The organism is Aeromonas sp. PI_26 (assembly GCF_027854445.1).
Lineage (GTDB): Bacteria > Pseudomonadota > Gammaproteobacteria > Enterobacterales > Aeromonadaceae > Aeromonas > Aeromonas veronii.
Genome location: NZ_JAJNOE010000010.1, coordinates 107,984 through 133,978 on the forward strand (window position 1 = coordinate 107,984; position 25,995 = coordinate 133,978).

Annotated in this window: 23 protein-coding genes; 8 read left to right on the forward strand and 15 right to left on the reverse strand. The window is 60.3% G+C overall.

All coding sequences use genetic code 11. The features are described 5' to 3' along the window. Window positions 1–107: 107 nt before the first annotated feature. Window positions 108–1,205 carry a calcium:proton antiporter gene (locus tag LRL22_RS12445; RefSeq protein WP_270905504.1) on the forward strand — a complete coding sequence of 366 codons (1,098 nt, stop codon included), beginning with the start codon at window positions 108–110 and terminating at the stop codon, window positions 1,203–1,205. Window positions 1,206–1,350: 145 nt separating this feature from the next. Here the strand turns inward: LRL22_RS12445 and hutH are convergent, their stop codons facing one another. The 10 genes from hutH to ftsY all read right to left on the reverse strand — a co-directional run bounded on the left by hutH (window position 1,351) and on the right by ftsY (window position 13,372). Continuing rightward, complete coding sequence (gene hutH / locus LRL22_RS12450) at window positions 1,351–2,883, reverse strand: histidine ammonia-lyase (protein ID WP_270905505.1); 1,533 nt, start codon at window positions 2,881–2,883, stop codon at window positions 1,351–1,353. 4 nt (window positions 2,884–2,887) lie between these two features. Continuing rightward, entirely contained in the window at window positions 2,888–4,597 is a 1,710-nt protein-coding gene (hutU, locus tag LRL22_RS12455) for a urocanate hydratase (protein ID WP_071914077.1), read from the reverse strand. 53 nt (window positions 4,598–4,650) lie between these two features. Then, entirely contained in the window at window positions 4,651–5,595 is a 945-nt protein-coding gene (gene hutG / locus LRL22_RS12460) for a formimidoylglutamase (RefSeq protein ID WP_270905506.1), read from the reverse strand. After that, on the reverse strand, window positions 5,588–6,823 hold the full coding sequence (gene hutI / locus LRL22_RS12465; protein WP_270905507.1) for an imidazolonepropionase: 1,236 nt from the start codon (window positions 6,821–6,823) through the stop codon (window positions 5,588–5,590). Before hutI ends, hutG begins: the two co-directional genes overlap by 8 nt. Window positions 6,824–6,976: 153 nt before the next feature. After that, window positions 6,977–7,681 (reverse strand): histidine utilization repressor, encoded by a 705-nt coding sequence (hutC, locus tag LRL22_RS12470; RefSeq protein ID WP_270905520.1) that lies wholly within the window; start codon window positions 7,679–7,681, stop codon window positions 6,977–6,979. 11 nt (window positions 7,682–7,692) lie between these two features. After that, window positions 7,693–8,352, reverse strand: coding sequence for a carbonate dehydratase (can, locus tag LRL22_RS12475; protein ID WP_005339998.1), 660 nt, complete (start codon window positions 8,350–8,352; stop codon window positions 7,693–7,695). 125 nt (window positions 8,353–8,477) lie between these two features. After that, entirely contained in the window at window positions 8,478–9,332 is an 855-nt protein-coding gene (rpoH, locus tag LRL22_RS12480; protein ID WP_005339997.1) for an RNA polymerase sigma factor RpoH, read from the reverse strand. A gap of 451 nt (window positions 9,333–9,783) precedes the next feature. Next, a complete protein-coding gene (gene ftsX / locus LRL22_RS12485; RefSeq protein WP_005339996.1) occupies window positions 9,784–10,737 on the reverse strand; it encodes a permease-like cell division protein FtsX in 954 nt (317 codons plus the stop codon). Continuing rightward, entirely contained in the window at window positions 10,737–11,405 is a 669-nt protein-coding gene (gene ftsE / locus LRL22_RS12490; RefSeq protein WP_005339995.1) for a cell division ATP-binding protein FtsE, read from the reverse strand. Before ftsE ends, ftsX begins: the two co-directional genes overlap by 1 nt. Before the next feature lie 89 nt (window positions 11,406–11,494). Further along, window positions 11,495–13,372, reverse strand: coding sequence for a signal recognition particle-docking protein FtsY (gene ftsY / locus LRL22_RS12495; protein WP_270905508.1), 1,878 nt, complete (start codon window positions 13,370–13,372; stop codon window positions 11,495–11,497). Between the two features lie 110 nt (window positions 13,373–13,482). On the opposite strand from ftsY, the gene rsmD reads away from it, so the two are divergent. Together rsmD and LRL22_RS12505 are read left to right on the forward strand one after the other, a co-directional pair. Further along, complete coding sequence (rsmD, locus tag LRL22_RS12500; RefSeq protein ID WP_005339991.1) at window positions 13,483–14,112, forward strand: 16S rRNA (guanine(966)-N(2))-methyltransferase RsmD; 630 nt, start codon at window positions 13,483–13,485, stop codon at window positions 14,110–14,112. Further along, window positions 14,096–14,407, forward strand: a complete 312-nt coding sequence (locus LRL22_RS12505) for a DUF1145 domain-containing protein (protein WP_021231565.1) — start codon at window positions 14,096–14,098, stop codon at window positions 14,405–14,407. The genes rsmD and LRL22_RS12505 overlap by 17 nt, the downstream gene beginning before the upstream one ends. A gap of 854 nt (window positions 14,408–15,261) precedes the next feature. Here LRL22_RS12505 and LRL22_RS12510 read toward each other — a convergent pair. The 5 genes from LRL22_RS12510 to LRL22_RS12530 all read right to left on the reverse strand — a co-directional run bounded on the left by LRL22_RS12510 (window position 15,262) and on the right by LRL22_RS12530 (window position 20,383). Beyond that, window positions 15,262–16,248: a helix-turn-helix transcriptional regulator gene (locus LRL22_RS12510; RefSeq protein ID WP_005339987.1), complete on the reverse strand. Its 987-nt coding sequence runs from the start codon at window positions 16,246–16,248 to the stop codon at window positions 15,262–15,264. Between the two features lie 287 nt (window positions 16,249–16,535). Further along, window positions 16,536–16,922 carry a SirB2 family protein gene (locus LRL22_RS12515; protein WP_111900333.1) on the reverse strand — a complete coding sequence of 129 codons (387 nt, stop codon included), beginning with the start codon at window positions 16,920–16,922 and terminating at the stop codon, window positions 16,536–16,538. Continuing rightward, complete coding sequence (locus LRL22_RS12520; RefSeq protein WP_058056285.1) at window positions 16,919–18,775, reverse strand: monovalent cation:proton antiporter-2 (CPA2) family protein; 1,857 nt, start codon at window positions 18,773–18,775, stop codon at window positions 16,919–16,921. Before LRL22_RS12520 ends, LRL22_RS12515 begins: the two co-directional genes overlap by 4 nt. A 67-nt stretch (window positions 18,776–18,842) precedes the next feature. After that, window positions 18,843–19,439 (reverse strand): glutathione-regulated potassium-efflux system oxidoreductase KefF, encoded by a 597-nt coding sequence (gene kefF, locus LRL22_RS12525; protein ID WP_068978326.1) that lies wholly within the window; start codon window positions 19,437–19,439, stop codon window positions 18,843–18,845. 101 nt (window positions 19,440–19,540) lie between these two features. Further along, window positions 19,541–20,383 (reverse strand): LysR family transcriptional regulator, encoded by an 843-nt coding sequence (locus LRL22_RS12530; protein ID WP_270905509.1) that lies wholly within the window; start codon window positions 20,381–20,383, stop codon window positions 19,541–19,543. 142 nt (window positions 20,384–20,525) lie between these two features. Between LRL22_RS12530 and LRL22_RS12535 the strand changes: the two genes are divergently transcribed. The 5 genes from LRL22_RS12535 (at window position 20,526) to LRL22_RS12555 (ending at window position 25,913) form a co-directional block, all read left to right on the forward strand. Next, complete coding sequence (locus LRL22_RS12535) at window positions 20,526–21,248, forward strand: SDR family oxidoreductase (RefSeq protein WP_181294842.1); 723 nt, start codon at window positions 20,526–20,528, stop codon at window positions 21,246–21,248. A gap of 89 nt (window positions 21,249–21,337) precedes the next feature. Next, window positions 21,338–21,661, forward strand: coding sequence for a hypothetical protein (locus tag LRL22_RS12540; protein ID WP_005348554.1), 324 nt, complete (start codon window positions 21,338–21,340; stop codon window positions 21,659–21,661). Window positions 21,662–21,707: 46 nt separating this feature from the next. Further along, the gene (locus tag LRL22_RS12545) at window positions 21,708–22,139 is read left to right on the forward strand and encodes a DUF411 domain-containing protein (RefSeq protein WP_005339953.1); all 432 of its coding nucleotides are present in this window, start codon (window positions 21,708–21,710) and stop codon (window positions 22,137–22,139) included. Between the two features lie 234 nt (window positions 22,140–22,373). After that, complete coding sequence (locus tag LRL22_RS12550) at window positions 22,374–24,527, forward strand: S9 family peptidase (RefSeq protein WP_179214494.1); 2,154 nt, start codon at window positions 22,374–22,376, stop codon at window positions 24,525–24,527. 414 nt (window positions 24,528–24,941) lie between these two features. Next, complete coding sequence (locus tag LRL22_RS12555) at window positions 24,942–25,913, forward strand: TAXI family TRAP transporter solute-binding subunit (protein ID WP_270905510.1); 972 nt, start codon at window positions 24,942–24,944, stop codon at window positions 25,911–25,913. Window positions 25,914–25,995 lie beyond the last annotated feature (82 nt).

Below are 25,995 nucleotides of genomic sequence, written 5' to 3' on the forward strand. Positions count from 1 at the left end.
GGGGATAACAACCCTTATCATAAGGAGCCGGTTATTGCGCAACCGATAACCGTGCAGCCTGTTTATGTCATCCGGTCGTCCAGACCCCCAATAGAGAACCATTGCCTATGAAGACAGTTATCCGGCAAGAGATTGCCCTGCCCGTTGGCCTGCTGACCCTGCTCTTTTTCAAGACCCTGGGCAGTGACCTGCTGACAGAGACAACTCCGCCCGGGATCTATCTTCCGGTTTCGGCGGCACTACTGGCCATCGTCACCTGGGCCATCTTCTCGGTGGTGCGCCACTCCGATGCCCTCGCCATCAAGCTGGGCGAGCCCTTCGGCACCCTGATCCTCACCCTCTCGGTCATCTCGCTGGAGGTGGTGATGATCTCCTCGGTGATGCTGACCGGCGAGCCCAACCCCACCATGGCCCGCGATACCATGTTTGCGGTAGTGATGCTGGTGAGTACCGGTCTAGTGGGCTTCACCCTGCTGTTTGGCGGCTGGCGCTACCACACCCAGAGCTTCAATCTGGACGGGGTCAAATCCTATCTGGTGGCCATCATCCCGCTGGCCCTGCTCTGTCTGGTGCTGCCCAACTTCACCGAGGGCGGTGCAATCGGCAGTATGTCGCGCGCCATGTCGTGGATGCTGATCATCATCTCGATCCTGCTCTACGGGGTCTTTCTGCTGATCCAGACCCGCAGCCACAGCCACTTCTTCGTCGACAGCGATCACGAGGATTATGAGGAGCACCACGGCCCGCTGCAGAGCAACGTCTATCACACCATCCTGCTGCTCGCCTACCTGCTGGTGGTGATCTTGCTGGCCAAGACCCTGGCCATCCCCATCAACTACGGGGTGCATGTCATGGACGCGCCCGCCGCACTGGGCGGCTTTATCGTGGCCTGCATCGTGCTGGCCCCCGAAGCAGTCGGCGCCATCAAGGCCGCCTTCAACAACCAGCTGCAACGGGCCATGAACCTCTACTTCGGCTCTGTGCTGGCCACCATCGCCCTCACCGTGCCTGCGGTGCTCTTTATCGGCTCCATGCTGGATCAGGAGGTGCGCCTCGGCCTCTCCCCCGCCGATATGGTGCTGCTGGTCACGACCTTGATGGTCTGTAAAGTGACCTTCAGCAGCGGCCGCACCAATGTGCTCCATGGTGCGACCCATCTGGTGTTGTTTGTGGTCTATCTGTTCCTGATGTTCGAACACGAATAACTGCGTTCAACCAACGTCAGACACGCAAAGACCGCCCGATTGGGCGGTCTTTTGTCATCTGCTCCCGGCTCTCACCGGCGCCTGTGAAGCGGCTTCCACCTCATCCCCTACCCCTCTCCCGCCAGGGGAGAAGGGGGATCAAGGCTTACAGGCTGGGCAGCACCCCAGCCGGGAGCAGATCGTTGTAGCTGGCACGCCCCAGCAGCGCGGCCGCCGCCTCGATATCGGGGGCAAAGTAGCGATCCTTGTCGTAGAAGGGGACATGAGCGCGCAACCGCCCCTTGGCTACTTCCACCCCCTCGCTGGCCCGCAGCGGAGCACGGAAATCTAGCCCCTGCGCCGCCGCCAGCAGTTCGACTGCCAGAATACCACGGGTGTTCTCGGCCATATCCGCCAGCCGGCGGCCGGCGAAGGTCGCCATGGAGACATGATCCTCCTGATTGGCGGAGGTGGGCAGGCTGTCTACCGAGGCCGGATGGGCCAGGGTCTTGTTCTCGGAGGCGAGCGCCGCCGAGGTGACCTGAGCGATCATGAAGCCGGAGTTGACCCCGCCATTGTTGACCAGAAACGCCGGCAGACCGGACATCCGCGAGTCGATCAACAGCGCCATCCGCCGCTCTGAAAGGGAACCGATCTCAGCGATAGCCAGCGCCAGATTATCGGCCGCAAAGGCCACCGGCTCGGCGTGGAAGTTGCCGCCGGAGATAATCTCCTCGTCATCGGCAAACACCAGCGGGTTGTCGGAGACCGAGTTGGCTTCGCACACCAACACCTCGGCCGCCTGACGGATCTGGGTCAGGCAGGCACCCATCACCTGCGGCTGGCAGCGCAATGAGTAGGGATCCTGCACCTTCTCGCAATTGTGATGGGACATACCGATCTCGCTGAGATCACCGAGCAGATGGCGATAGCAGGTAGCCGCATCAATCTGGCCACGCTGACCGCGTACCGCGTGAATGCGGGCATCGAACGGACGGCGGCTGCCAAGGGCCGCCTCCACGCTCATGGCACCGATAGTGATGGCTCCGGCAAACAGATCCTCGGCGTGGAACAGCCCCTCCAGCGCGAAGGAGGTGCTCGCTTGGGTACCGTTGAGCAGCGCCAGCCCCTCTTTCGGTGCCAGCGCGATGGGCTCAAGCCCGGCGATCCGCAGCGCTTCGCTGGCATCGATCTCGCGCCCGTCGTGACGAGCCTTGCCTTCGCCGATCAGTAGGCAGCTCATATGGGCCAGCGGCGCCAGATCGCCGGAGGCGCCAACGGAGCCCTTCTTCGGCACCAGCGGATAGACCTCGGCGTTGACCAGCTTCATCAGCGCCTCCAGCACCTCCAGCCGGATGCCGGAGAAACCGCGCGCTAGCGAGTTGAGCTTGAGCACCATCATCAACCGCACGGTGGCGTCATCCATATAGGTGCCGATGCCCGCAGCGTGGGAGAGCACGATGGATCGCTGCAGCTTGTCGAGCTGATCCACCGGGATCCGGGTATTGGCCAGCAGGCCAAAGCCAGTGTTGATGCCGTACACCACGCGTCCCTGCTCGATCACCCGAGAGACAGTGGCGGCAGAGGCGTGGATCGCCGGCAACGCCGCCGGATCCAGTGCAATATGTACCGGCTCGCGGCTGACGCGACGCAGGGTGGCAAGATCCAGCTCGCCCGGGGTAATAGTCAATTCAAACATGGTGTTACACCTTTCCTTTGACACCGTTGGCGCCGTCAATCATCGGCAGATCCAGTTTCGCCTCGCGGGCGCAGTTGATGGCAATCTCGTAGCCCGCATCCGCATGGCGCATCACGCCGGTGGCCGGGTCGTTGCGCAGCACACGGCCGACCCGCTTGGCGGCGTCATCGGAGCCATCACAGACGATCACCACGCCGGAGTGCTGGGAGAAGCCCATGCCGACCCCGCCGCCGTGGTGCAGGGAGACCCAGGTCGCGCCGCCAGCGGTGTTGAGCAGGGCGTTGAGCAGCGGCCAGTCGGAGACGGCATCGGAGCCATCCATCATCGACTCGGTCTCGCGGTTCGGGCTCGCCACCGAGCCGGAATCCAGATGGTCGCGGCCAATGACGATGGGGGCTTTCAGCTCGCCGTTTTTCACCATCTCGTTGAAGGCCAGACCGAGGCGTACCCGATCCTTGACCCCGACCCAGCAGATCCGCGCCGGCAGCCCCTGAAACGCGATGCGCTCGCGGGCCATGTCGAGCCAGTTGTGCAGGTGAGGATCATCGGGGATCAGCTCTTTGACCTTCTGATCGGTCTTGTAGATATCTTCCGGATCACCGGAGAGGGCCACCCAGCGGAACGGGCCAATCCCCTCGCAGAACAGCGGGCGGATATAGGCGGGGACGAAGCCGGGGAAGTCGAAGGCGTTTTTCACCCCCTCCTCAAGCGCCATCTGACGGATGTTGTTACCGTAATCCAGAGTCGCCGCGCCGCGCTCTTGCAGGGTCAGCATAGCCTCCACCTGACGGGCCATGGAGCGACGAGCGGCCAGATTCACCTCCTGCGGGGCACTCTGCTGCAGCTCGCGCCACTTTGCCACGCTCCAACCCTGCGGCAGGTAGCCATGCACCGGGTCGTGGGCGGAGGTCTGGTCGGTCACCACATCCGGGGTGATGCCTCGTGCCACCAGCTCGGCAAAGACGTCAGCGGCGTTGCCGAGCAGACCGACGGAGACGGCGCTGCCGCTCTGCTTGGCCTCCTCGACCATGGCCAGCGCCTCATCCAGGCTGTGGGCCTTCTTGTCCACATAACGGGTACGCAGACGAAAATCGATGCGGGTCTCGTCGCACTCCACGGCGATCATCGAGAAACCGGCCATGGTGGCGGCCAGCGGCTGGGCGCCGCCCATGCCGCCGAGACCACCGGTCAGGATCCAGCGCCCTTTGGGTTCGCCGTTAAAGTGCTGATTGGCCACCGCAAAGAAGGTCTCGTAGGTGCCCTGCACGATCCCCTGGGTGCCGATATAGATCCACGAACCCGCAGTCATCTGGCCGTACATCATCAGGCCCTTCTTATCGAGCTCATTGAAGTGCTCCCAGTTGGCCCAATGCGGCACCAGATTGGAGTTGGCGATCAGCACCCGCGGCGCATCCTTGTGGGTCTGGAACACCCCGACCGGCTTGCCGGATTGCACCAGCAGGGTCTGATCCTCCTCGAGCCGGGTCAGCACCTCGACAATCTTGTCAAAGCAGGCCCAGTTGCGGGCGGCGCGGCCAATCCCGCCATAGACCACCAGCGACTGGGGATGCTCGGCCACCTCGGGATCCAGATTGTTCATCAGCATCCGCAGCGGCGCCTCGGTGAGCCAGCTCTTGGCGGTCAGTTCGGTGCCGCGCGGGGCACGGATCACTCGGTTCGGATCATGACGGGGATCCTGCTGTTGCACAGACATACACACTCCTTGTTGTATCAATAGGGTGCCTTCGGCGACGGGCGGCCAAAGGGTTAACGGGTCAACAGATGAACCAGCCGCGCGGCCACGCGGGCACTGCGGTTATCCTGATCCAGCGTCGGGTTGTACTCGGCCAGATCAGCGAGCCTGAGCTTGCCGCTGGCCCGGATATGAGCGATCAGCGGTTCGATCACCGCCAGCTCCACTCCACGGGCGGCGGGGGCGCTCACTCCCGGCATCACGGCCGCCGGCAGCACGTCGAGATCGATGGTCAGATAGAGGTGATCACAATGGGCGATAAAGGCGTCCAGCCCGCTTAGCAAGGCTGGCAGCCCGGTCTGAGTCATCGCCTCATCCAGCACATGCCACACTCCCAGCCCCTTGGCACGGGCAAACAGGGCTTGGGTATTGGCGGTCTCGGCTACCCCGAGGCAGGCGTAGTGAAACGGCGTGCCCTGAGCGATGCACTGCTCGGCGATCTGAAAGAAGGGGGTGCCGGAGCTGGCCAGCTCCTGCTTCATGCGCAGGTCAAAGTGAGCATCGAGGTTGATAATGCCGACCTTGCCATTGCCGCCCAGATGACGGTTAAGACCGCTCCAGCTGCCGAAGGCCACCTCGTGGCCGCCCCCCAGCACCAGCGGGAAGTGACCCAGATCGAGCGCAGCGGCGACCCGCTCGGCCAGATGGCCGTGGGCGGCGTCGAGATTGCCATCGGTACAGCTCACATCCCCACCATCATAGACGGGGCGACTCAGATGCCAGGCGGTGTTGGCCAGCAGCTTGCGCACCGCTTGCGGCGCACCGGCGGCGCCGACACGCCCCTTGTTGCGGCGCACCCCTTCATCGCAGGCAAAACCGAGCAGTACCACACCGGCAGCGTCTTGTGCTCCGGCGGTCCAGGGCTGCACCTTGTCGTGCCAACGCAGGGCCAATTCGCCATCTTCCGGATCCTGCCGCCCTTGCCAGAGCGACATATCGATCGGGTTGAACTTATCCATGTAGGGTCTCCTCGCCGTTGAAGATGCGGCCCGCCAGCTGATCGACGCCAACCATGTAGCTCAGCTCGGCCGGATGGGCACAGTGCCAGATCAGGAAATCAGCCGCCATGCCCACCCTGAGCTGGCCAAGGCGATCCTGCTCGCCGAGCGCTTTGGCGGCGTGACGGGTCACCCCGACCATGGCCTCCAGCGGGGTCAGGCCAAACAGGGTGCAGGCCATGTTCATGGCCATCCGCAGCGAGACGATGGGGGCGGTACCCGGGTTGATATCTGAGGAGACCGCCATCGCCACCCCCGCCTTGCGCAGGGCGGCAACCGGCGGCAGCTTGGTCTCTTTGAGGAAGTAGAAGGCGGTGGGCAGCAGGGTGGCGACTACACCACGGTGGGCCAGCGCCAGGATCCCTTCCGGATCCAGATACTCCAGATGATCCACCGAGAGGGCGCCAAAGTTGGCAGCGAGGGTGCTGCCACCGAGATTGGAGAGCTGATCCATATGCCCCTTAACCGGCAGGCCATATTGATCCGCCGCCAGATAGACCTGCTCGGTCTGGGCCAACGAGAAGCCGATGTGCTCGCAGAAGACATCCACCGCATCGGCCAGACCCGCCTCGGCGGCGGCAGGAATGATCTCCTGACAGATGGTCTCGACCCAGCTGTCAGGGTCATCGCGATACTCCGGCGGCACCGCATGGGCCGCCAGCAAAGTGGTCTTGACCCGGACCGGCAGCACCTCTCCCAGTCGGCGGGCCACCCGCAGCATTTTGAGTTCATCATCCAGCGTCAGGCCGTAGCCGGACTTGATCTCCACCGTAGTGACACCCTCGCGGATCAGGGATTTCACCCTCGGCAGCGCCAGCTCGAACAATTGCTCTTCGCTGGCGGCACGGGTGGCACGCACCGTGCTGATGATGCCGCCGCCCCGACGGGCGATCTCGGCATAGGGCACACCCTGCTGACGCAGCTCGAACTCTTCGGCACGGCTGCCGGCGAAGACCAGATGGGTGTGGCAATCGATAAGGCCGGGGGTAGCCAGCTTGCCCTGCATATCCTGCCAGTGAGCAGGATGGGGCCCCTTAAGCTCGGCCATCGGCACCAGCGCGTGGATCTTGCCATCCTTCACGCCGATGGCGTGGAGCGACAGCAGACCGTAGTCGGCCAGCTCATCATTCAGGGTAGCGGGTGTCACGTTGAGCCAGACCCGCTCGCAGTTCAACAGTTCCTTGTTCATAGCGACCTCAAATGTATATACATATCCTTATAACCGATCTCTATGACGAAAGAAAGAGCGGCGTTCACAACCTGATAACAGCATCAAATTTAGAGTTAAGCACAAAAAAGCCCACCAGAGGTGGGCTTGAGAAGAGTCAATTTGTATAGACAATCAAGGCAGCTGCGCCTTGGAGCTCAGCTTGTAGCGAGAACCGGGGGAGAGCAATCTGGCGTAGGAGACCAGATGTCCTTCCGACCAGGTACGCCGGTGCAACAACAGGCAGGGGGAATCAACGCGGACCTGCAACAATCCCGCCTCACCGGCGCTGGGCAGCACGGCTTCCACCACGTGCTCCATCTCGGAGAGGGGGCAAACATCCATCAGATAACGGTTGGGGGTCTGTTGGGTAAAATCTTGCTCGCCATAGCCCGGCAAACGCCCGGCATCGACGAAGCGCTCCTCCAATTGCAACGGCTCCCCATCAGCCTGATGGACGATCAGGCTGTGAAAAATGGGGGAGCCAACCCGCAGCCCCAGCTGCACCGCCACCTTCTCGTCGGCGGCCAGCCGCTGTAGCCGGATCACCCGGGCGCTGTACTCGCCGCCACGCTCGGCGATCTCGTCGGCAATATTGCGAATAGCCAGCAGCGGCGACTCGGTACGCCGGTCCGCCACGAAGCTGCCGGAACCGGCGGTACGCACCAGCCACCCCTCAGCCACCAGTTCCCGCAGCGCCCGGTTGACCGTCATCCGGCTCACGGTGAACTGCTCGCACAGGGCAGCTTCGGTCGGGATCCTGTCCCCCGCCTGATAGTGGCGTTCGCGGATCCCGTCCAGAATGTGCTGCTTGATCTGCAGATAGAGAGCTGGCGCCACCATGAAGCTCCCTAGCGCCGACGGTGGGGCGGACGCATGTCCGGCCAGGCGCGGTAGACATCGGGGATCTGATCCGGGCCGCTGATGCAGAGATCGAGATCGTGCAGCAAGCCATCCTTGATCCCGTAGATCCAGCCATGCACCGCCAGCTCCTGCCCCTTGCGCCAGGCGTTCTGGATGATGGTGGTGTGGCAGACGTTGGCGACCTGCTCGGCCACGTTCAGCTCGCACAGGTAGTCGAAGCGCTCGTGCTCATCCTCGATGGCCTCGAGCTCTTCACCGTATTTGAAGTAGACATCCTTGATGTTGCGCAGCCAGTTGTCGATGAGACCCAACTCCTGGTTCTGCATCGCGGCCTTGACGCCACCGCAACCGTAGTGACCGCAGACGATGATGTGCTTCACCTTGAGCACTTCTACCGCGTATTGCAGCACGGAGAGGCAGTTGAAATCGGTATGTACCACCAGATTGGCGACGTTGCGGTGGACGAAGACATCCCCCGGCAGCAACCCCATCAGCTGGTTGGCGGGAACCCGGCTGTCGGAACAACCGATCCAGAGGTATTCGGGGGCCTGCTGGGCAGAAAGAGTGGCAAAGAAAGCGGGATCTTCGGCTTTGATCCGTTCGGCCCACTCACGGTTGTTGGTAAACAGGTCGTTCAACAGTTTCACTTCTGCTCTCCCTAATGTGGCAGTGGCGGCAACATAACACACTCAAGGGTAACCAAAGCAAGGCCGACCAGATCCTTGCGAAACAAAAACAGGGCCATCAGGCCCTGTTTTTATGAGAGGAAGCATCAGGCTTCCATGGCATCTTTCAGCTTCTTGAGTGCGTTTTTCTCAAGCTGACGCACACGCTCGGCAGAGACGCCGTAGGTATCGGCCAGCTCCTGCAGGGTGGTCTTGCTGTCATCATCGAGCCAACGGGCGCGGATGATGTGCTGGCTGCGCTCATCCAGAGTGGCGAGGGCCGAGCTCAGACGACGGGTCGCGTGATCGTCCCAGTTGTCATTCTCGATGGTCGCTGCCAGATCGGAGGATTTGTCCTCCAGATAGTGAACCGGAGCGAAACCGCCCTCTTCCTCATCATCACCAACCAGATCGAACGCCTGATCGTAGTTGGCCATCCGCGCTTCCATCTCGGTCACGTCAGCGGCAGAAACGCCGAGATCGGCCGCCACGGCCTGAACCTCTTCGTGGTTCAGCCAGCCCAGACGTTTTTTGGATTTGCGCAGGTTGAAGAAGAGCTTGCGCTGGGCCTTGGTGGTCGCCACCTTGACCATGCGCCAGTTGCGCAGGACATATTCGTGGATTTCGGCCTTGATCCAGTGCACGGCAAAGGAGACCAGACGCACGCCGACCGTCGGGTCGAAGCGCTTGACCGCCTTCATCAGGCCGATATTGCCTTCCTGTACCAGATCGGCCTGGGGCAAGCCGTAACCGGCATAACTCTTGGCGACATGAACGACAAAGCGCAGGTGCGACATAACCAGCTGGCGGGCAGCCTCGAGATCGCCATCCTGCTGCAAACGCTCAGCCAGTTCACGCTCTTCCTCTGCGCTCAGCACAGGAATAGAGTTTACTGCCTGGATATAGCCTTCCAGACTACCTTGCGGAATCAGAGCCATAGTGCGCTGCAATGAAGTTCCCATCTGTTACCTCTTACTTTTCAATCGAATCAGTCTAACACCCTGAGAGGGTCTGTCTACTGACCGGATGCCATTCTGCGGCGTGTATCAAAGAACATGCCCAGTTTTAGACCGGCTTATCTTAAGCCTGCAGGATGAATCATGAATGAACAGTCAAAAAAAGGGGGTCACAATGAAGGACCCCCGAAAAGTAGCATGCTAAGTCCATTGTTGCGGAGCTCGCAACCTTCACATGCTTGCCAAGTCTGACGAGCAAGGCAGAGGGGCCACACCCGTATAAATGCTTCAGCTTTAATAGACTGCTTATAAATCAGAAGGTTCACTGGATCTAGCGAAGATCCGGAAGATCATTGTTATTCAGAATACTCTGACTATGGGGGCCAAGCCAGAAACGGCCCCTCTTTTACTTGATCCGCCTCTCAAAATCCAGCGATTTACTTTGATGACAAAGTAATCAGGATGGTTCGATGTCGCGAATGTGGCGATGGACCGAGAACCAGGAGGCAATCAGCCCCAGCAGAGCGCCCAGCAAGATCAGATTGATCCCGTCTACCGCCCCCATGCCAACCAGCCGGAAGTTACTGTTATACAAGCCCGCCAGCTCCTTCACCACCCCTTCGCTCCAGATCACCATCACTTCGGTCAGCCACCAGGCCAGCATGCCGCCGATCACCCCGAACCAGATGCCGGTATAGAGGAAAGGACGATGAATAAAGGAATCGGTCGCCCCCACCAGCTTGAGCACTTCAATCTCGGAACGCTGGTTGAGTATGTTGAGACGCAAGGTATTGCCGACGATCAGCAACACGGCGGAGAGCAGCAGCACCGCGATACCGGTAATGGTATGGCGCAGCAGGTTCATTATCCCCTGCAACCGGGTCAGCCACTGCAGATCCAGCTTGCCCTGCTCGACCCCCACCTCGTTGTTGAGCTTGCTGAGCAGCTCGGCGGCCCCTTCCGGGTTCTGCCAGCGCGGATCCGGGATCACGCTCAGCACCGGCGGTAGCGGGTTGCTGTCCAGATAATCGAGGGCATCGCCGAAGCCGGAGATCTCGCGAAACTCCCGCAACGCATCGTCACGGCTCAGGTAGGTGACCGAATCCACCTCGGGATAGAGCAGGATCCTGTGCTGCAGATCGAGAATGCTCTGCTCCGGCAGATCCTTGCGCAGGTAAAGGGAGATCTGGGAACTGCTCTGCCAGCTCCCCTCCACCACCTCGGCGTTTTTCAGCAGCACATGGAAACAGGAGGGCAGTGCCAAGCTGACGCCGAGCACCGCCAGCGTCATCAGTGAGGCGAGCGGATTGCGCCACAGCTCCCCGAGACTGGCAAACGCCTGCCGTACATGGTCAACCCCGTACATCATCAGACGGCGCAGCGGCGGTTGTTTATGACGAACGATAGCCATCAGAGCTCCTCCCCGGCCGAATACATGCGGCCCGCCTTGAGGGTCAGGGTGCGATAGCGCATGCGGGCGATCAGCCCCAGATCGTGGGTGGCAATCAGTACCGAGACCCCAAAATTGTTGAACTCCTGGAATAGCCGCATGATATCCATGGAGAGCTGGGGATCCAGGTTGCCGGTCGGTTCATCCGCCAGCAGCAGCGGCGGCTTGTTGACGATGGCACGGGCGATGCCGACCCGCTGCTGCTCACCACCGGAGAGCATCCGCGGCTGGTAGCGCTCCTTGCCGAGCAGCCCAACCTTGTCCAGCGCCGCCGCCACGCGCTTGTTGATATCGGCGTGGCTGTAGCCATCGATCACCAGCGGCAGCGCCACGTTGTCGAACACGGTTCTGTCCATCAGCAGTCGGTGATCCTGAAAGATCATCCCGATCTGGCGGCGAACATAGGGGATCTGGCTGCGCTGGATATGGCTGACATCATCACCATGAAAGAAGACGCGACCATCGGTCGGACGCTCCATCACGCTGATCAGTTTGAGGAGGGTACTCTTGCCCGCCCCCGAGTGCCCGGTCAGAAAGGCCATCTCTCCCTTGCGCAGGTGAAAGCTGACCTTTTGCAGCGCCTGATGGCCGCCGCTGTATACCTTGCTGACCTTGTCAAAACGAATCATAACGGTTCCCTGAAATTGACAAACCCCGACCGGAGTCGGGGCATGGAACACTTACTCATCACGGCTGAGCTGACTCATCACGGCCGGACTTATTCATCGCGGCTAAAGAGCGCCTCGATGAAATCGTTGGCAACGAAGGGACGCAGATCGTCGATCCCCTCGCCCACCCCGATGTAGCGGATCGGGATCTGGAACTTGTCGGCCACCGCGAAGATGACGCCGCCCTTGGCCGTGCCATCCAGCTTGGTGAGGGTGATGCCGGTCAGGCCAACCGCCTCGCTGAACAGCTTGGCCTGGCTCAGCGCGTTCTGGCCGGTGCCGGCGTCCAGCGTCAGCATGATCTCGTGGGGCGCCTCTTCATCCAGCTTCTTCATCACCCGCACCACCTTCTTGAGCTCTTCCATCAGGTTACTCTTGTTCTGCAGGCGGCCGGCGGTGTCGGCGATCAGCACGTCAGCTCCGCGGGAGCGGGCAGCCTCGATGGCGTCATAAATGACGGAAGCGGAGTCGGCACCGGTATGCTGGGCAATCACCGGAATGTTGTTGCGCTGACCCCAAACCTGCAGCTGTTCGACCGCAGCAGCACGGAAGGTGTCACCCGCCGCCAGCATCACGCTCTTGCCTTCAGCCTGGAACTGCTTGGCCAGCTTGCCGATGGTGGTGGTCTTGCCGACGCCGTTTACGCCGACCATCAGGATCACATAAGGCTTCTTGCTGGTGTCGATCACCAGCGGCTGTTCGACCTTGGCCAGCATCTCGCCCATGTCCTGCTTGAGCAGGCCGTAGAGCGCCTCGGCATCCTTGAGCTGCTTGCGGTCCGCGTGCTGCACCAGCCCTTCGATGATGCGAGTAGTGGTATCCACACCGAGATCGGCGGTCAGCAGCTGGGTTTCCAGCTCTTCAAACAGCTCATCGTCGATCTTCTTGCCACGGAACAGGCCGAAGAAACCGGAGCCGATATTCTCCTTGGTGCGCACCAGACTGCGCTTGAGGCGAGCAAAGAAGCCCTCCCGCTGCGGTTTGTCCTGGGTGTCGTCGTCTACCTTGGCGGCCAGCGGCAGAGCGGCCAGGGCGGCGGCCTCAGCCTCCATCGCGGCGACCAGGCGCATATCTTCCGCGCGCTGTGCCTCTTTGGCGATACGGGCTTCTTCCGCAGCCTGAGCTTCAGCGGCAATGCGAGCCTCCTCCGCAGCGCGAGCCTCGGCAGCAATGCGAGCTTCTTCCGCGGCGCGAGCCTCGGCAGCAATACGAGCCTCTTCCGCGGCGCGAGCCTCGGCAGCAATACGAGCCTCCTCCGCAGCGTGAGCTTCAGCAGCAATACGAGCTTCTTCCGCAGCACGGGCTTCGGCAGCAATACGAGCCTCTTCCGCGGCGCGAGCCTCGGCAGCGATACGGGCCTCTTCCGCAGCACGGGCTTCGGCAGCAATACGGGCCTCTTCCGCAGCAAAAGCTTCGGCAGCAATACGAGCCTCTTCCGCGGCGCGAGCCTCGGCGGCGATACGAGCCTCTTCCGCAGCGCGAGCCTCGGCAGCAATACGAGCCTCTTCCGCAGCAAAGGCTTCGGCAGCAATACGAGCCTCTTCGGCTGCCTTGACCTCAGCGGCTTGCACCTCTGCGGCAGTGCGAGCGGCGTCAGCGGCACGCTCCTCTTCGGCGATCAGCGTTTCGTTGACGATCACCGGCTCCAGATCGGAGGCGCACTCCTCCACCACCAGTGGGCCGTGATCGTCCAGCTCGGTCGGCAGGCAGCAATCATCTTGCAAAACGGGATTCTGTGCGCTGGCAGGCACTTCGGGGGCAACAGCCGGCGTACTATCGGAAACAGTGGTATCGGAAACGGGAGCGGGGGTAGCAGTGACCTCGGGCTCAACGGTAACGGGGGTGGCTTGGGGTGTCTGTGGTTGGACAGCCTCAGCCTCTTCTTTCTTGCGGCCGAAACCCAGCCAGGAAAACAAACCTTTTGCCATCTAAAAATACTCACATCAAAGGCTGACTGCTAAGATAGCCGTCCCTTGGCGGGTCGGCATAAAAATGAACCGCCTTATACTACCACTTTATTTTCTGACGATGAAACGCGATGCCCAGAGTGAAATCCAGCCGTAGCAACCCGAGCAAGAGTCCCGCCCCGCAAGGAAAATCGGGCTTTGTAAGAATCATCAGCGGCCAGTGGCGAGGCCGCAAATTGCCGGTCAAGGATGTGGAGGGGCTCAGACCCACCACGGATCGCGTCAAGGAGACCATCTTCAACTGGCTGGCCCCCCACATTCGCGGCACCCGCTGCCTGGATCTGTTTGCCGGTAGCGGCGGACTCGGACTGGAGGCGCTGTCGCGCTATGCCGAGCAGGTGACCCTGATCGAGATGGACAAAGGGGCCGCCGACCAGATCAAGAAGAACCTGACCGCCCTCGGTAGCAGTCAGGGTCAGGTGATCCAGTCAGATGCCGTGAGCTGGCTGCAAGGCCCGGCCACGCCGTTTGATCTGGTGTTCCTCGATCCGCCGTTTCGCCGCGAGCTGCTGCCGCAGGTGTGCGAACTGCTGGAGCAGCGCGGCTGGCTGGCACCGGACGCCCTCATCTATCTGGAGCGGGAGAAGGAGATGGCCGATCTGGCGCTGCCTGCCAGCTGGCAACTACTCAAGGACAAGCAAGCAGGCCAAGTCTGCTACCAACTCTATCTAAGGGAGGTAAACAATGAAGCGAGTCTTTAATCTGTTGGCGATGGGGCTGATATTGTTCTTCTGGTTTGGCGTGCTGATGAGCCTAATTGCCCCTCTGCCCGGCAAACTCAACGGCTTTCTGCCGGTCTGCGGCGTGATCGTCGCCCTGCTGCACTGGCTGCAGGCCAGCATGATCAAGGCAGCTTGCAAACGCTACTTCGCTGTCACCAAGGCCGAATTTGTCACTGTGCTGATCTTTGGTGTGTTTGGCATGGTCGACATTCGTCAGCGCCTGCAAGAGATCGTCAACGCCGCCCAGCGCGGCAATCTCTCGGGCAAACCATAAAAGAAAAGGGGACGGCGGTAGCCGTCCCCTAGAGTCGTGTCGTCCTGTCCGTAGAACTGCAATGCTCCCTGCAATCCCTGACGTTATCCTAATCCTTTGGAATATCCCCTTTCCAATCCGTTGACGTGTCCTGCGGCGTTCCTGGCCTAGCAATTCATCCTGAACTGCTTCTCTGTCTCCATCCTGGAGGTGTCCATTACCACGTCCTGTGGGGTTCCTTGCGTCTTCCTGACAGATAACCATCCGGGTTATCTCACTTCATCCTGAAGTATTCCTCTCGCATCCGGCGAGGTCCTGTTCATCCTGAAGAACGATGTTCCGTTCGTTCTGCTCCCATCCCGAGAGTGTCCTGCCGCATCCCGCGGTGTTCCTTTATTCATCCGTGACGATAATCATCCTGATTATCGAGCTCATCCTGAGGTGTCCCTTGTCCACATCATGCGGACTATTCCATCTTTATGCGCTGTCCTGCATCCTGCCGAACCAGCTCCGTCCTTGTGAGACCCATACTAAGGAAATGCGCACCCCGAACAAGGGCCATCCGATGATAAAGATCCGATGCAGCTCCCATCTCAAAAAATGAACTTAAAAACTAACCCTTTAATATCAGCCACTTATTTAGTTTCACAGGAAAGCTCGATCATTCTGGCATGGCTTCGCGTACGGCTCAAAGCGCCAGCCTCTTACAGTCGCTATGGCAGATCTCTTACACGGGTTTCGCCCCCAAAAACGGGGCAGGAAAACGGTTCAATCCTGACGTTAAGACTTAAAAATTAGTTGAATAAATATGCTTAAAAAAACCGCAAAAAAAGAGCCGAGACCAGGCTCGACTCTTCAACATTCCAATTTTTTAATCAGCTCAAGCGGTTGGCCGGATTGAGATAGGCCTTGCGCAGCGATTCAGGTGCCAGCACCTCGAGTTCACCGCCGATGTTGTTCAACCAACTGCGAAACTCCGGGGTGTCCTGCACTTCGGTCTCCACCACCACGCTGCGCTTGTCATAGCGGGTCATGCGTGGATTGTTGCCGGGGATCTGGTTATCCACCAGCGACTGGCTGTTGGCATCGATCCGGCCGACGAAGCGGATCGGGCCGCTCACATCCTGATAGCCCTGATCGCGGATCAGTTTCTGGATATTGAAATCCTTCGGCTGGGTGGCGCTGAAGTTGGTCAGCTCCACGTTCTTGATATGGTCAAACGGGATGCCGTACACCTTGGGATCCAGCTCGGAGAGGGTGCAGAGCAGGATCGGGCCGTCCGGCTGATTGAGAATGCCGAGCGGGTTGATACGGTCGTAGCAGAGCCACACGGTGCGTTCTTTGATCACGCGCTGGATCTCGGCACTGAACTTGCGACCACGCCAGAGCGCATCGCGGATCAGGGTGCTGCGGCGGATCTCCGGGTTGCCGGCAAACGGGCGCGGTGACTGGTGGACACTCTCCAGCCAGCGCTCGGCCAGTTCGCTCTGGCTGTCGCGGATCACCTGGCTCGCCTTGTCGACCAGCGGATTCAATTCGGTCAGTACACTAGCCGGCAACAGTTGGCTCGCCTGATCACTCCAGGTTTTCAGGGCCACCGCCAGCGAGAGCGGCATGATATTGGCAAAGTCGTTGAGGCCGTGGCGCTCGAAGCACCAGCCATGGGGTTTGCTGCGCTCGTCCGAGGTGAGGTCGAACAGTCCCATGCCGGACATCTCCTCCAGGTCCCGTTGCACGGTACGCAGACTGACGTGGATACCTTCCTCTTCCAGTTTTACCTGGAGTTGGCTGGCGGTCAGCTTGTAAGGGCGGTGCGGGATGCAACGCGCCAAGGTCAGTTGTCGTAACAGCTTCTTGCTCATGGTGCTTGCCTTCACTGGTTTAGCGTTGACTGTATGCTAGTCGTGACTTGCGACAGTCTATGTCGCAAGTTTTGCTGCGACAACTGTCGCCATTTTCATACAAAACACACTAAAGAATTGATTTATAAAGACAATCCACCAAAAAAAGGAGCCGCTAGAGGCTAAAATTAGCCAACAATCCCTCAAATGAAAGTTCTATGTTGCGATTTATTGTTAGCATAAAACTCCGATTAATTAATTCATCGCAGAATATGATTTCAGGGGAGAGCATGACTCTCCCCTTTTGCTCACATCAGCCACGACCAGGCTGACTTGGTGATGGCCGCACCGACCATGTAGCCAAATACCGCCAGCGCTGCCACACCGGCCACCAGCTTCTGACCGCGGGCCGGGCGCTTGAGCGCCATGACACCCAGACCGATATAGAGTACCAGTGCCATCAGCTTGGCCATCAGCCAGGGTTGTTGACCCGGGCTCAACTGCAAGGCCACCGCCAGCAACACACCAAACAGCAGCAGGAAGGTGTCGTTGATATGCGGCAGGATCTTCAGCCACTTCTGCTGCAACCGATCGCTGCCGGCCAGCGCCAGACTCCAGCGATAGATAAAGAGCAGCAGACTGACCAGCGCCAGCGTCATATGCAGGTGTTTGAACATGGGATAATAGGCAATCATTTTGCTTCCTTGTCGTCGTCGGGTAGCCCGCTATTCCAGTTGTGGGCATGGATACGCTCCTGCCCCTCCTCGTCGTCTTGCAACAGATCGGAGAGGATCTCCCGGTATTGCAGGCTCTTGTTGATATAAGTGTGTTCGTCGTCCAGATAGTTGACCTGCTCGCGCAACAGCCAGTTATCGTGCTGCTTGAAGGTCTGCCCCGCCCGCCAGGCCTGGTTGGCCCGAAAACCGAGCTGGGTCAGGGCTTCCACCCCCAGATCGACCGCCGAACCCAGGGTTTCCCGGTGCACGCTCTCGACCCCGTGGCGCAGGATCTCGTGGGCATGGGGTCGATCCAACGCTCGCGCCAGGATCTTCAGGTGCGGGAAGTGCTTCTGCACCATCTCGATCACCGCCAGCGAGGTGGCAGGATCGTTGATGGAGAGCACCAGCAGCTTCGCCTTGTGCGCCCCTGCGGCATGGAGCAGATCGATCCGGCTGGCATCGCCATAGAAGACCTGATAGCCATACTTGCGCAGGGTCTCTATCTGGCTGGCATCCTGCTCGAGGATGGTGGTGCCGATGCCGTGACCATGCAGTAGACGCCCCACGATCTGACCGAAGCGGCCGAAGCCCGCGATGATCACCGGATGCTCCACCAGCTCCGGCTGCTCATGCTGCGGTGCGTCGCTCTGGTTACGGTAATCGAACCAGGGCTGGATCACCCGATCGTTGAGGATCAGCAGCAGTGGGGTGAGCGCCATGGAGAGTGCTACTACCAGCGTCAGCAGCGAGATGGTCTCACCGGGCAGCACCCGGTTCTGGGCGGCAAACGAGAAGAGCACGAAGGCAAACTCACCGCCCTGCGCCAACGCCAGCCCGAAGGTCCAGCGCTGACTCGGCGAGATACGGATGATGAAGCCGAGCGCCATCAACACCAGCCATTTGAGCACCATCAGGCCAACCACCAGGGTTGGTATCAGGAAGGGGTGCTCGGCAAACAGCCCAAAGTCGATCCCCGCCCCCACCGACATAAAGAACAGGCCGAGCAGCAAGCCCTTGAACGGCTCTATGTCGGCCTCCAGCTCATGGCGATATTCGCTGTCGGCCAGCACCACTCCGGCGAGGAAGGAGCCGAGAGCGGGCGAAAGCCCCACCGATTCCATCAACACGGCGATGGCGATCACCAGCAGCAGAGCGGCGGCGACGAAGATCTCCCGCATATGGGACTGGGCGATGGCACGAAACACCGGCCGCATCAGGTAGTGGCCACCCAACACGATGCCGGAGATGGCCGCGACCACCAGCAGGCCATGTTGCCAACCCGCCAGCTCGGAGCCCCCATTGCTGGCGACCGGCGCCATGGCCAGCAGCGGCAGCAGCGCCAGGATCGGAATGACCGCAATATCCTGAAACAGCAGCACCGCAAAGGCGGAGCGACCGCTCTCGCTCTGCATCAGCTTGCGCTCCTGCAGGCTCTGCAACACGATGGCGGTGGAAGAGAGCGCCAGAATGAGGCCGATAGCCAGCCCCTGTTGCAGCGGCAGACCGATCAGGTGCGCCACGCCGGTCAGCGCCGCCGTGGTGAGCAGCACCTGCAGGCCGCCGGTGCCGAGGATCGGCCCCTTCAACTGCCACAAGAGGGCCGGACGCAATTCAAGGCCGACCAGAAACAGCATCAGCACCACGCCAAACTCGGCGAAGTGCATCACATCCTTCTGCTCCCCCACCAGCCCCAGCAGAAAGGGGCCAATGATGATTCCCGCCAGCAGGTAGCCGAGCACCGAGCCCAACCCCCAGCGTTTGGCCAGCGGCACCGCGATAACGGCGGCGGAGAGATAGATAAAGGCATCAAACAGGATCCCGTGGCCCATCAGTCAGCCCTCCGTGTGAACATCTGGTCCGGCTCATAAGCTCGGCCAACAAGCTGCCCATGTGTCATCAGAGCACCTCCAGCAAGTCGCGCAGATAAGGACGCCCGGCCAGCTGCTCCGGAGTCAGCTGATCGTCACGCAAGGCGCAAAGCAGCTGACGGTAATCCTGCCCGCAGCGGCGCAGGGCGGCGGGATCCTTGATCTTGTGAAAGGAGTGCAGCACGAAAGGGGGCAGCCAGTTCATGCCGCACAAGGTGGCAGCCTGCTGAAATGGCAGCAGAAAATCGAGCAACGGTCGGCTGTTGTAACCCTCGCTGCAGTAGGACTCCGGCGCCCCGCCGGTGGTAATGGCGCTCAGCCACTGCTTGCCCTTGAGGGCGTGGGCTTCTGGACCGTAGGCGTAGCCATACTCCAGCACCAGATCCATCCACTCTTTCATGATGGCCGGGCAGGAGTACCAGTAAAACGGGTGCTGGAAGACGATGATATCGTGCTCAGAGAGCAGCGCCTGCTCCCGCTTCACATCGATAAACATGTCGGGATAGTGCTGATAGAGGTCGTGAACCGTGACCCCCTCCAGCCCCTCAATCGCCTGCAACAGCTGCTTGTTGGCCCGCGAACTCTGCAGCGCGGGATGGGAAAAAATAACCAGAATGCGTTTCATGACCACATCACCCGAACAAAGCCTTGCGGTGCAAGGCGAGGTAAACAGAAAAGGGGAGTCTGGGGAGCTGCATCGTAAAGGTGCACAGGAGAGCGACCTTATCAGGAAGCGCCATAGCCTGCCAACTCGGGGATCAGCTCCCGCAGCGCCGGATTGAGGGTCTGGTGAGCGGGATAGCAGAGCCCAATCCGGCGAAACATCCGCGGCCCGCTCACCGGCAGGGTACAGAGACCCGCCTCATCTTCCACCAGCCCGTCCGGCAGAAAACTGATGCCGACCCCCGCCAGCACCAGCGCCATCACCAGCCCCTTGCTCTCGGCCTTGGCCACCAGATTGAGGGTAAGCCGGTCACAGGCCAGCAGGCCGATAGTCTGCTGATGGGCTTCGCAGGGCGGGCACTCAATAAAATCATAATGTTGCAGCTCGGCCAGCTCGATTTTCTCGCGGCTGGCCAAGGGATGGTCGACCGGCACGCAGAGCACGTAATCCTCCTCCCACAGCGGCAGGAAGATCTCGTCCTCACGGCGCAAGGCATCCAGCGTCAAACGGCAGTCGGCGGGTGTGATGTAGTCGGAGAGGGTGAGATCCAGCTGCGGCAGCACGCCCTGTACTTGCTGCAGCAGCCCTGCCACCCGGCGGCGACTCAAGTCCGGCATGATGGCGATATTGAGCCTCGCACGCGTCGCTTTCTGGCGAAACAGCTCCGGCAAACGGCGCGCCTCCTCCACCAGCTTGACCGCGTGAGGATAGAGATAGTGGGCCGGATCTTTCGCCACCACCCCCTTCTTGCCCCGGACAAACAGGCTGTCACCGAGCGCCTCTTCCAGCTGGCGCAGCCCCGCCGAGAGGGAGGGCTGGCTGACGTGGCAGCGCTCGGCCGCCGCCGTGATGTTCTTCTCTTCATAGATGGCGATGAAGAAACGCAGCAATCTCAAGTCCAGCATAAACCAACCATAGTTTTTTCAGATGATAACCAGCGGAAAACAATATTTATCACTTATAGATGCAGTGACTATAGTGATTGGGTTCCGTGCTGGCCAGCCACCTGTTTGCTCAAACCGACTCTTGAATCAGAAGGAAAGACCCATGTCCAAATCTCTCGTCGTGATCACCGGTGCCTCCGCCGGGATCGGTGCCGCCATCGCCCGTGCCTTCTCTGCCGCCGGTCATCCGCTGCTGCTGCTGGCCCGCCGGGTCGAGCCGATGCAGGCACTCGGTCTGCCAAATACCCTCTGCATCGGGGTCGATGTGACCGACACCGCCGCCATGAAAGCCGCCGTCCAGCAGGCAGAAGCCAAATTTGGCCCGGTGGGCTGCATGGTCAACAACGCCGGCGTCATGCTGCTGGGTCAGGCCGATGTGCAGGATCCCGCCGAGTGGCAGCAGATGCTCAACATCAATGTGATGGGGGTGCTGAACGGCGTCCACGCAGTGCTGGCAGGCATGAAGGAGCGCCGCAGCGGCACCATCATCAACATCAGCTCCATCGCCGGTCGCAAGACCTTCCCGAACCATGCCGCCTACTGCGCCACCAAGTTCGCCGTCCACGCCCTGACCGAGAACATCCGCGAAGAGGTGGCCGATGTCGGCGTGCGGATGGTGACCATTGCCCCGGGTGCGGTCGAGACCGAGCTGCTCAGCCATACCACTGACGAGAGCATCAAGGCCGGTTACCACGACTGGAAAGATCAGATGGGTGGCGTCATTGCGCCGGAAGTGATCGCCGATGCCGTGCTCTACGCCTGGAACCAGCCTGCCAACGTCTGCGTGCGCGAGATAGTGCTGGCGGCGACCCGTCAGCAACCTTAATCCTGGCTGACTGACACCATGGGGAGGGCTTGACCCTCCCCCGGGGCACAGGGTTACCATGTGCCCCTTGTTTTTTTCCGAGTCATTCCATGGTTCTCACCCGTCGCCAACTCGCTCACGCCCGTCGCTGGCTCCCCTTGTGGAGTCTGGTGCTGGTGTTGATGTCGTTTGGCAGCCGGGCCGCAACCGACCTCTGTACCCTGACCACCCACTGCAGCCAGAGCGAGCGTACCCTGGAAAAAGCGATGCCCTGCGGCAGCTTTACCACCGCCCTCTCGATGACGCTGGTAGGCAGCGACAGCCTGACGGTCGCCGTACTGGAACCGGATACCCCCGACTTCGCCTCCCCCTCTCTCTTTATGCCGGACGCCCCGTGCGAGCGGCTCGAACGTCCCCCACGCCCCCGGATCTGAAACGCATCCCGTATCGGGCATCTTTTCTTTCAATCTGAGGTGAGTGATGTACAAACCCCTGTTACTGGCCATGCTGGCCGGTACCGTCAGCTTTTCGGCCCTCGCGGCCGAGAAGATGACCGTCTACAAATCCAAATATTGTGGCTGCTGCCAAAGCTGGAACGAGCATATGGAGCAGAATGGCTTCGAACTGGAGGTCATCGAAACCGAACAGCTCGGTGCAGTGAAGCAGCAATACGGTATCGCGCCGGAACTGGCCTCTTGCCATACCGGTATCGTAAATGGCTATGTGATCGAGGGGCATGTACCAGCCGCCGATGTGCAGAAGCTGCTCAGGGAAAAACCGGCGATCCGTGGCCTGACCATTCCGGGCATGCCCCAGAGTGCGCCGGGCATGGATATTCCGGGCCATCCCTATGAGGTACTGAGTATCAGCAACGAGGGCGCGACCAACCGCTGGTCGAGCTACCCAGGCTGACGAAAACTGGTCATGAGAGGGCACTCCCATATCATGTGAGGCACACCTGAGCGGACTCTTGCCGCTCATGGCCAGAAAGAGGGCCGCTATCGTGAGATAGCGGTTTTTTTTGATTACATTTCCTGCAATAACAAGGGATTGCTTGCAACCACCGGCAACAAGGGGCAGATTTAACGCCAATTCATGGAGCCGATGCTCAGGTCTACCAACCCTTTCCAGCGCCAAGGATGCGACATGTTTACCTTTTCCCGAGGAGTTCTGCTGCTAGCCTTTCTGACAGTTCTCCCCCCCACTTATGCCAATGAAGAGCCCGCCATGCTGACAAGCGAACATCCAATCCAGCCGCCCGTGGCCGCCAAACATCCCCGCACTCTGAAAAAACACGGGGATACCCGCATCGACAACTACTACTGGCTGCGTGACGACGAGCGGCAGAAGCCCGAGGTGTTGGACTATCTCAAGGCCGAGAACGCCTATACCGAGGCCATGCTCAAGCCGACCCAACCCCTGCGCGAACAGCTTTACAAAGAGATGGTCGCCCGCATCCCCCAGCAGGATGAATCGGTGCCCTATGTGAAGAATGGCTACCGCTACCAGACCCGCTATGAGCCGGGCAAGGAGTACGGGATCTATTCGCGCACCAAGCTCGGTGAAGAGCAGGCGAGTCTGCTGCTCGACAGCAACCTGCGGGCTGAAGGGCACGAGTTCTATGCCCTCGGCGCCCTTGAAGTGAGCCGCAACAACCGCTGGCTGGCGGTGGCGGAAGATTTCCTCTCCCGTCGTCAGTACCAGATCCAGTTCCTCGATCTGGAGAGCGGCCAGTGGGCCACCGACAAACTGGAAAATACCTCCGGCAATCTGGTGTGGGCCAACGACAACAAGACCGTCTTCTATGTGCGCAAGCACCCGCAGACCCTACTGCCCTATCAGGTCTATCGCCACACGCTCGGGACGGATCCGGCCACGGACAAGCTGGTCTACGAGGAGAAGGATGACTCCTTCTACATCAGCCTCTACGCCACCACCTCGGAAGATTTCATCGTCATCGCCCTCTCCAGCACCACCACAGGCGAAGCACGGCTGATCGATGCCAACCAGCCGGAGCACGCCCCACGCCTGTTCCTGCCCCGTCAGGTGGATCACGAATACAGCCTGGATCACTACCGCGGCCGCTTCTATGTGCGCTCCAACAAGGATGGCAAGAACTTCGGCCTCTACGAGACCAAGGAGAGCCCGGTCGATCGCTGGAAGGCGGTGATCGCCCCCAATCCGGAAGTACTGCTGGAGAGCTACGCCCTGTTCAAGGATTGGCTGGTACTGGAAGAGCGCAACAAGGGGCTGACCCGACTGCGCCAGATCAACTGGCAGAGCGGTGACGAGAAGGAGATCGCCTTCGACGATCCCGCCTATGTCACCTGGCTCGCCTACAACCCGGAGCCGGATACCAGCGCCCTGCGCTATGGCTACTCCTCCATGACCACCCCCGCCTCCACCTATGAGCTGGACATGGCGAGCGGCAAGCGCACCCTGCTCAAGCAGCAACCGGTGGCCGGCTTCAAGGCCGACCAGTACGCCAGCGAGCGACTCTGGGTGACCGCCCGCGACGGCGTATCGGTGCCGGTGTCGCTGGTCTATCGCAAGGACAAGTTCAAGAAAGAGCAGGCCGATGCGCCCAAGAATCCGCTGCTGGTCTATGGCTATGGATCCTACGGCGCCAGCATGGATCCCGACTTCAGCAGCTCGCGCCTGAGCCTGCTGGACAGAGGCTTCGTCTACGCCATCGCCCATATCCGGGGTGGTGAAGAGCTGGGCCGTCACTGGTACGAAGATGGCAAGTTGCTGAAAAAGCAGAACACCTTCAATGACTTCATCGATGTCACCAAGGCGCTGGTTGAGCAAGGCTACGGTGCCAGGGATCAGGTCTACGCCATGGGCGGCAGCGCCGGTGGTCTGCTGATGGGGGCGGTCATCAATCAGGCGCCCGAACTCTATCGCGGCGTGGTTGCGCAGGTGCCGTTCGTCGATGTGGTTACCACCATGCTGGACGAGTCCATTCCCCTCACCACCGGGGAGTATGACGAGTGGGGCAACCCGAACCAGAAGCGCTACTACGACTACATGAAGAGCTACAGCCCCTACGATCAGGTGAAGGCGCAAGCCTATCCCAACCTGCTGGTCACCACCGGACTGCACGACTCGCAAGTGCAGTATTGGGAGCCCGCCAAGTGGGTCGCCAAGCTGCGCGAACTGAAGACAGATGATAACAAGTTGTTACTGAACACCGACATGGACGCCGGCCACGGCGGCAAGTCGGGCCGCTTCAAAGCCTACGAGGATATCGCGCTGGAATACGCCTTTATCCTGGATCTGGCCACCCCGGCCAACTGATCCATTATGACCCCGGCCCTTGTCACACAAGGGCCGCATAAGAATCCCATCCTAGTTTTTCCCTCTTCCATTTCCCTTCATATCAAATTAATCTTCGGCTAGAAAATGAATGATCAAGGTCATGTTTCTCAAGATTAAACTCCGTGATTTTGCCATTTCGTTTGATTTATGTTGGGTGAATGTGCTTAATCGGAGTGCTTGCAACTTTTTATTTGGCCCCTCAGGGGCCAATTTATCTTCGACCGACAGGAGGTCGGTAACCTCACCACAGGATGAGGGTGACCGCCGGAAAAGGGGGTGATCAACTCCCCCGCTTTCGCGCAACGAGAAGAGCGGGCAAGCCCGGCGCAGAACGGGATTGCCATCAATTTATCCGAGGATCGGATAAACAAAATCAAAGAAAAGGGAGAAAAAATGAAAGGATTAACTTTGGCATGCGCCCTGTCGGCGGCTCTGGTCGGTGTCTCATTCGGTGGTCCGGTACAAGCGCAGGAGCGCTTCGTGACCATAGGCACCGGCGGTCAGACCGGCGTCTACTATGTCGCTGGCCAGTCCATCTGCCGCTTCCTCAATCGCGGCGCCGCCGATCACCAGATCAAGTGCAACGCCCCGGCCAGTGGCGGTGGTGTTGCCAACGTCAACGGCATCCGTAGCGGTGAATTCAACTTCGGCATCATGCAATCCGACCACCAGTTCAAGGCGATGAAGGGGCTGCCACCGTTCCAGGCCGAAGGGGCCATGGACGACATGCGCGCCGTCTTCTCCCTGCAGAGCGAGGTGTTCACCATCCTGGCTCGCCGCGATGCCAAGATCGCCAGCTTCGACGACCTGAAAGGCAAGCGCGTCAATATCGGCAACCCGGGCTCCGGCCAGCGTGACACCATGGAAGAGATCATGGCGGTCAAAGGCTGGAAGAAGGGTGACTTCGGTCTGGTCTCCGAGCTGAAGCCGGCAGAACAGGCCTCCGCCCTCGGCGACAACAACATCGATGCCATGAGCTACTTCGTCGGTCACCCGAACGGCGCCATTCAGGAAGCCTCCACCACCACAGATGCGGTACTGGTCCCTGTGACCGGCGCCGACATCGACAAGCTGCTGGCCGAGAAGAGCTACTACAGCAAGGCCGAGATCCCGGGCGGCATCTACAAGGGCAGCGACAAGCCGACCCCCTCCATCGGTGGCAAAGCGGTGCTCTCCACCAGCGCCAAAACCGATCCGGAAGTGGTCTATCAGCTGGTCAAGTCGGTGTTCAACAACCTGGATCGCTTCAAGCGCCTGCACCCTGCCTTTGCCGACCTGAAAGAGGCCGACATGATCAAGGTAGGTCTCTCTGCACCGCTGCATGAAGGGGCTGCTCGCTACTACAAAGAGCGCGGCTGGCTCTGATTGAAGGCCCCGGGGCCTTTGTCACTCTCTTCGACACCCGTCTGCCGCCTGATTGCGGGGGCGGGTGTCGCTCTTGTTGTAC

Bases quoted from the DNA above. Each gene is read 5' to 3' on its own strand.
- LRL22_RS12445 (WP_270905504.1), top strand. From the start codon at position 108: ATGAAGACAGTTATCCGGCAAGAGATTGCCCTGCCCGTTGGCCTGCTG.
- hutH (WP_270905505.1), bottom strand. From the start codon at position 2,883: ATGTTTGAATTGACTATTACCCCGGGCGAGCTGGATCTTGCCACCCTG.
- hutU (WP_071914077.1), bottom strand. From the start codon at position 4,597: ATGTCTGTGCAACAGCAGGATCCCCGTCATGATCCGAACCGAGTGATC.
- hutG (WP_270905506.1), bottom strand. From the start codon at position 5,595: ATGGATAAGTTCAACCCGATCGATATGTCGCTCTGGCAAGGGCGGCAG.
- hutI (WP_270905507.1), bottom strand. From the start codon at position 6,823: ATGAACAAGGAACTGTTGAACTGCGAGCGGGTCTGGCTCAACGTGACA.
- rpoH (WP_005339997.1), bottom strand. From the start codon at position 9,332: ATGGGAACTTCATTGCAGCGCACTATGGCTCTGATTCCGCAAGGTAGT.
- ftsX (WP_005339996.1), bottom strand. From the start codon at position 10,737: ATGGCTATCGTTCGTCATAAACAACCGCCGCTGCGCCGTCTGATGATG.
- ftsE (WP_005339995.1), bottom strand. From the start codon at position 11,405: ATGATTCGTTTTGACAAGGTCAGCAAGGTATACAGCGGCGGCCATCAG.
- ftsY (WP_270905508.1), bottom strand. From the start codon at position 13,372: ATGGCAAAAGGTTTGTTTTCCTGGCTGGGTTTCGGCCGCAAGAAAGAA.
- rsmD (WP_005339991.1), top strand. From the start codon at position 13,483: ATGCCCAGAGTGAAATCCAGCCGTAGCAACCCGAGCAAGAGTCCCGCC.
- LRL22_RS12505 (WP_021231565.1), top strand. From the start codon at position 14,096: ATGAAGCGAGTCTTTAATCTGTTGGCGATGGGGCTGATATTGTTCTTC.
- LRL22_RS12510 (WP_005339987.1), bottom strand. From the start codon at position 16,248: ATGAGCAAGAAGCTGTTACGACAACTGACCTTGGCGCGTTGCATCCCG.
- LRL22_RS12515 (WP_111900333.1), bottom strand. From the start codon at position 16,922: ATGATTGCCTATTATCCCATGTTCAAACACCTGCATATGACGCTGGCG.
- LRL22_RS12520 (WP_058056285.1), bottom strand. From the start codon at position 18,775: ATGGGCCACGGGATCCTGTTTGATGCCTTTATCTATCTCTCCGCCGCC.
- kefF (WP_068978326.1), bottom strand. From the start codon at position 19,439: ATGAAACGCATTCTGGTTATTTTTTCCCATCCCGCGCTGCAGAGTTCG.
- LRL22_RS12530 (WP_270905509.1), bottom strand. From the start codon at position 20,383: ATGCTGGACTTGAGATTGCTGCGTTTCTTCATCGCCATCTATGAAGAG.
- LRL22_RS12535 (WP_181294842.1), top strand. From the start codon at position 20,526: ATGTCCAAATCTCTCGTCGTGATCACCGGTGCCTCCGCCGGGATCGGT.
- LRL22_RS12540 (WP_005348554.1), top strand. From the start codon at position 21,338: ATGGTTCTCACCCGTCGCCAACTCGCTCACGCCCGTCGCTGGCTCCCC.
- LRL22_RS12545 (WP_005339953.1), top strand. From the start codon at position 21,708: ATGTACAAACCCCTGTTACTGGCCATGCTGGCCGGTACCGTCAGCTTT.
- LRL22_RS12550 (WP_179214494.1), top strand. From the start codon at position 22,374: ATGTTTACCTTTTCCCGAGGAGTTCTGCTGCTAGCCTTTCTGACAGTT.
- LRL22_RS12555 (WP_270905510.1), top strand. From the start codon at position 24,942: ATGAAAGGATTAACTTTGGCATGCGCCCTGTCGGCGGCTCTGGTCGGT.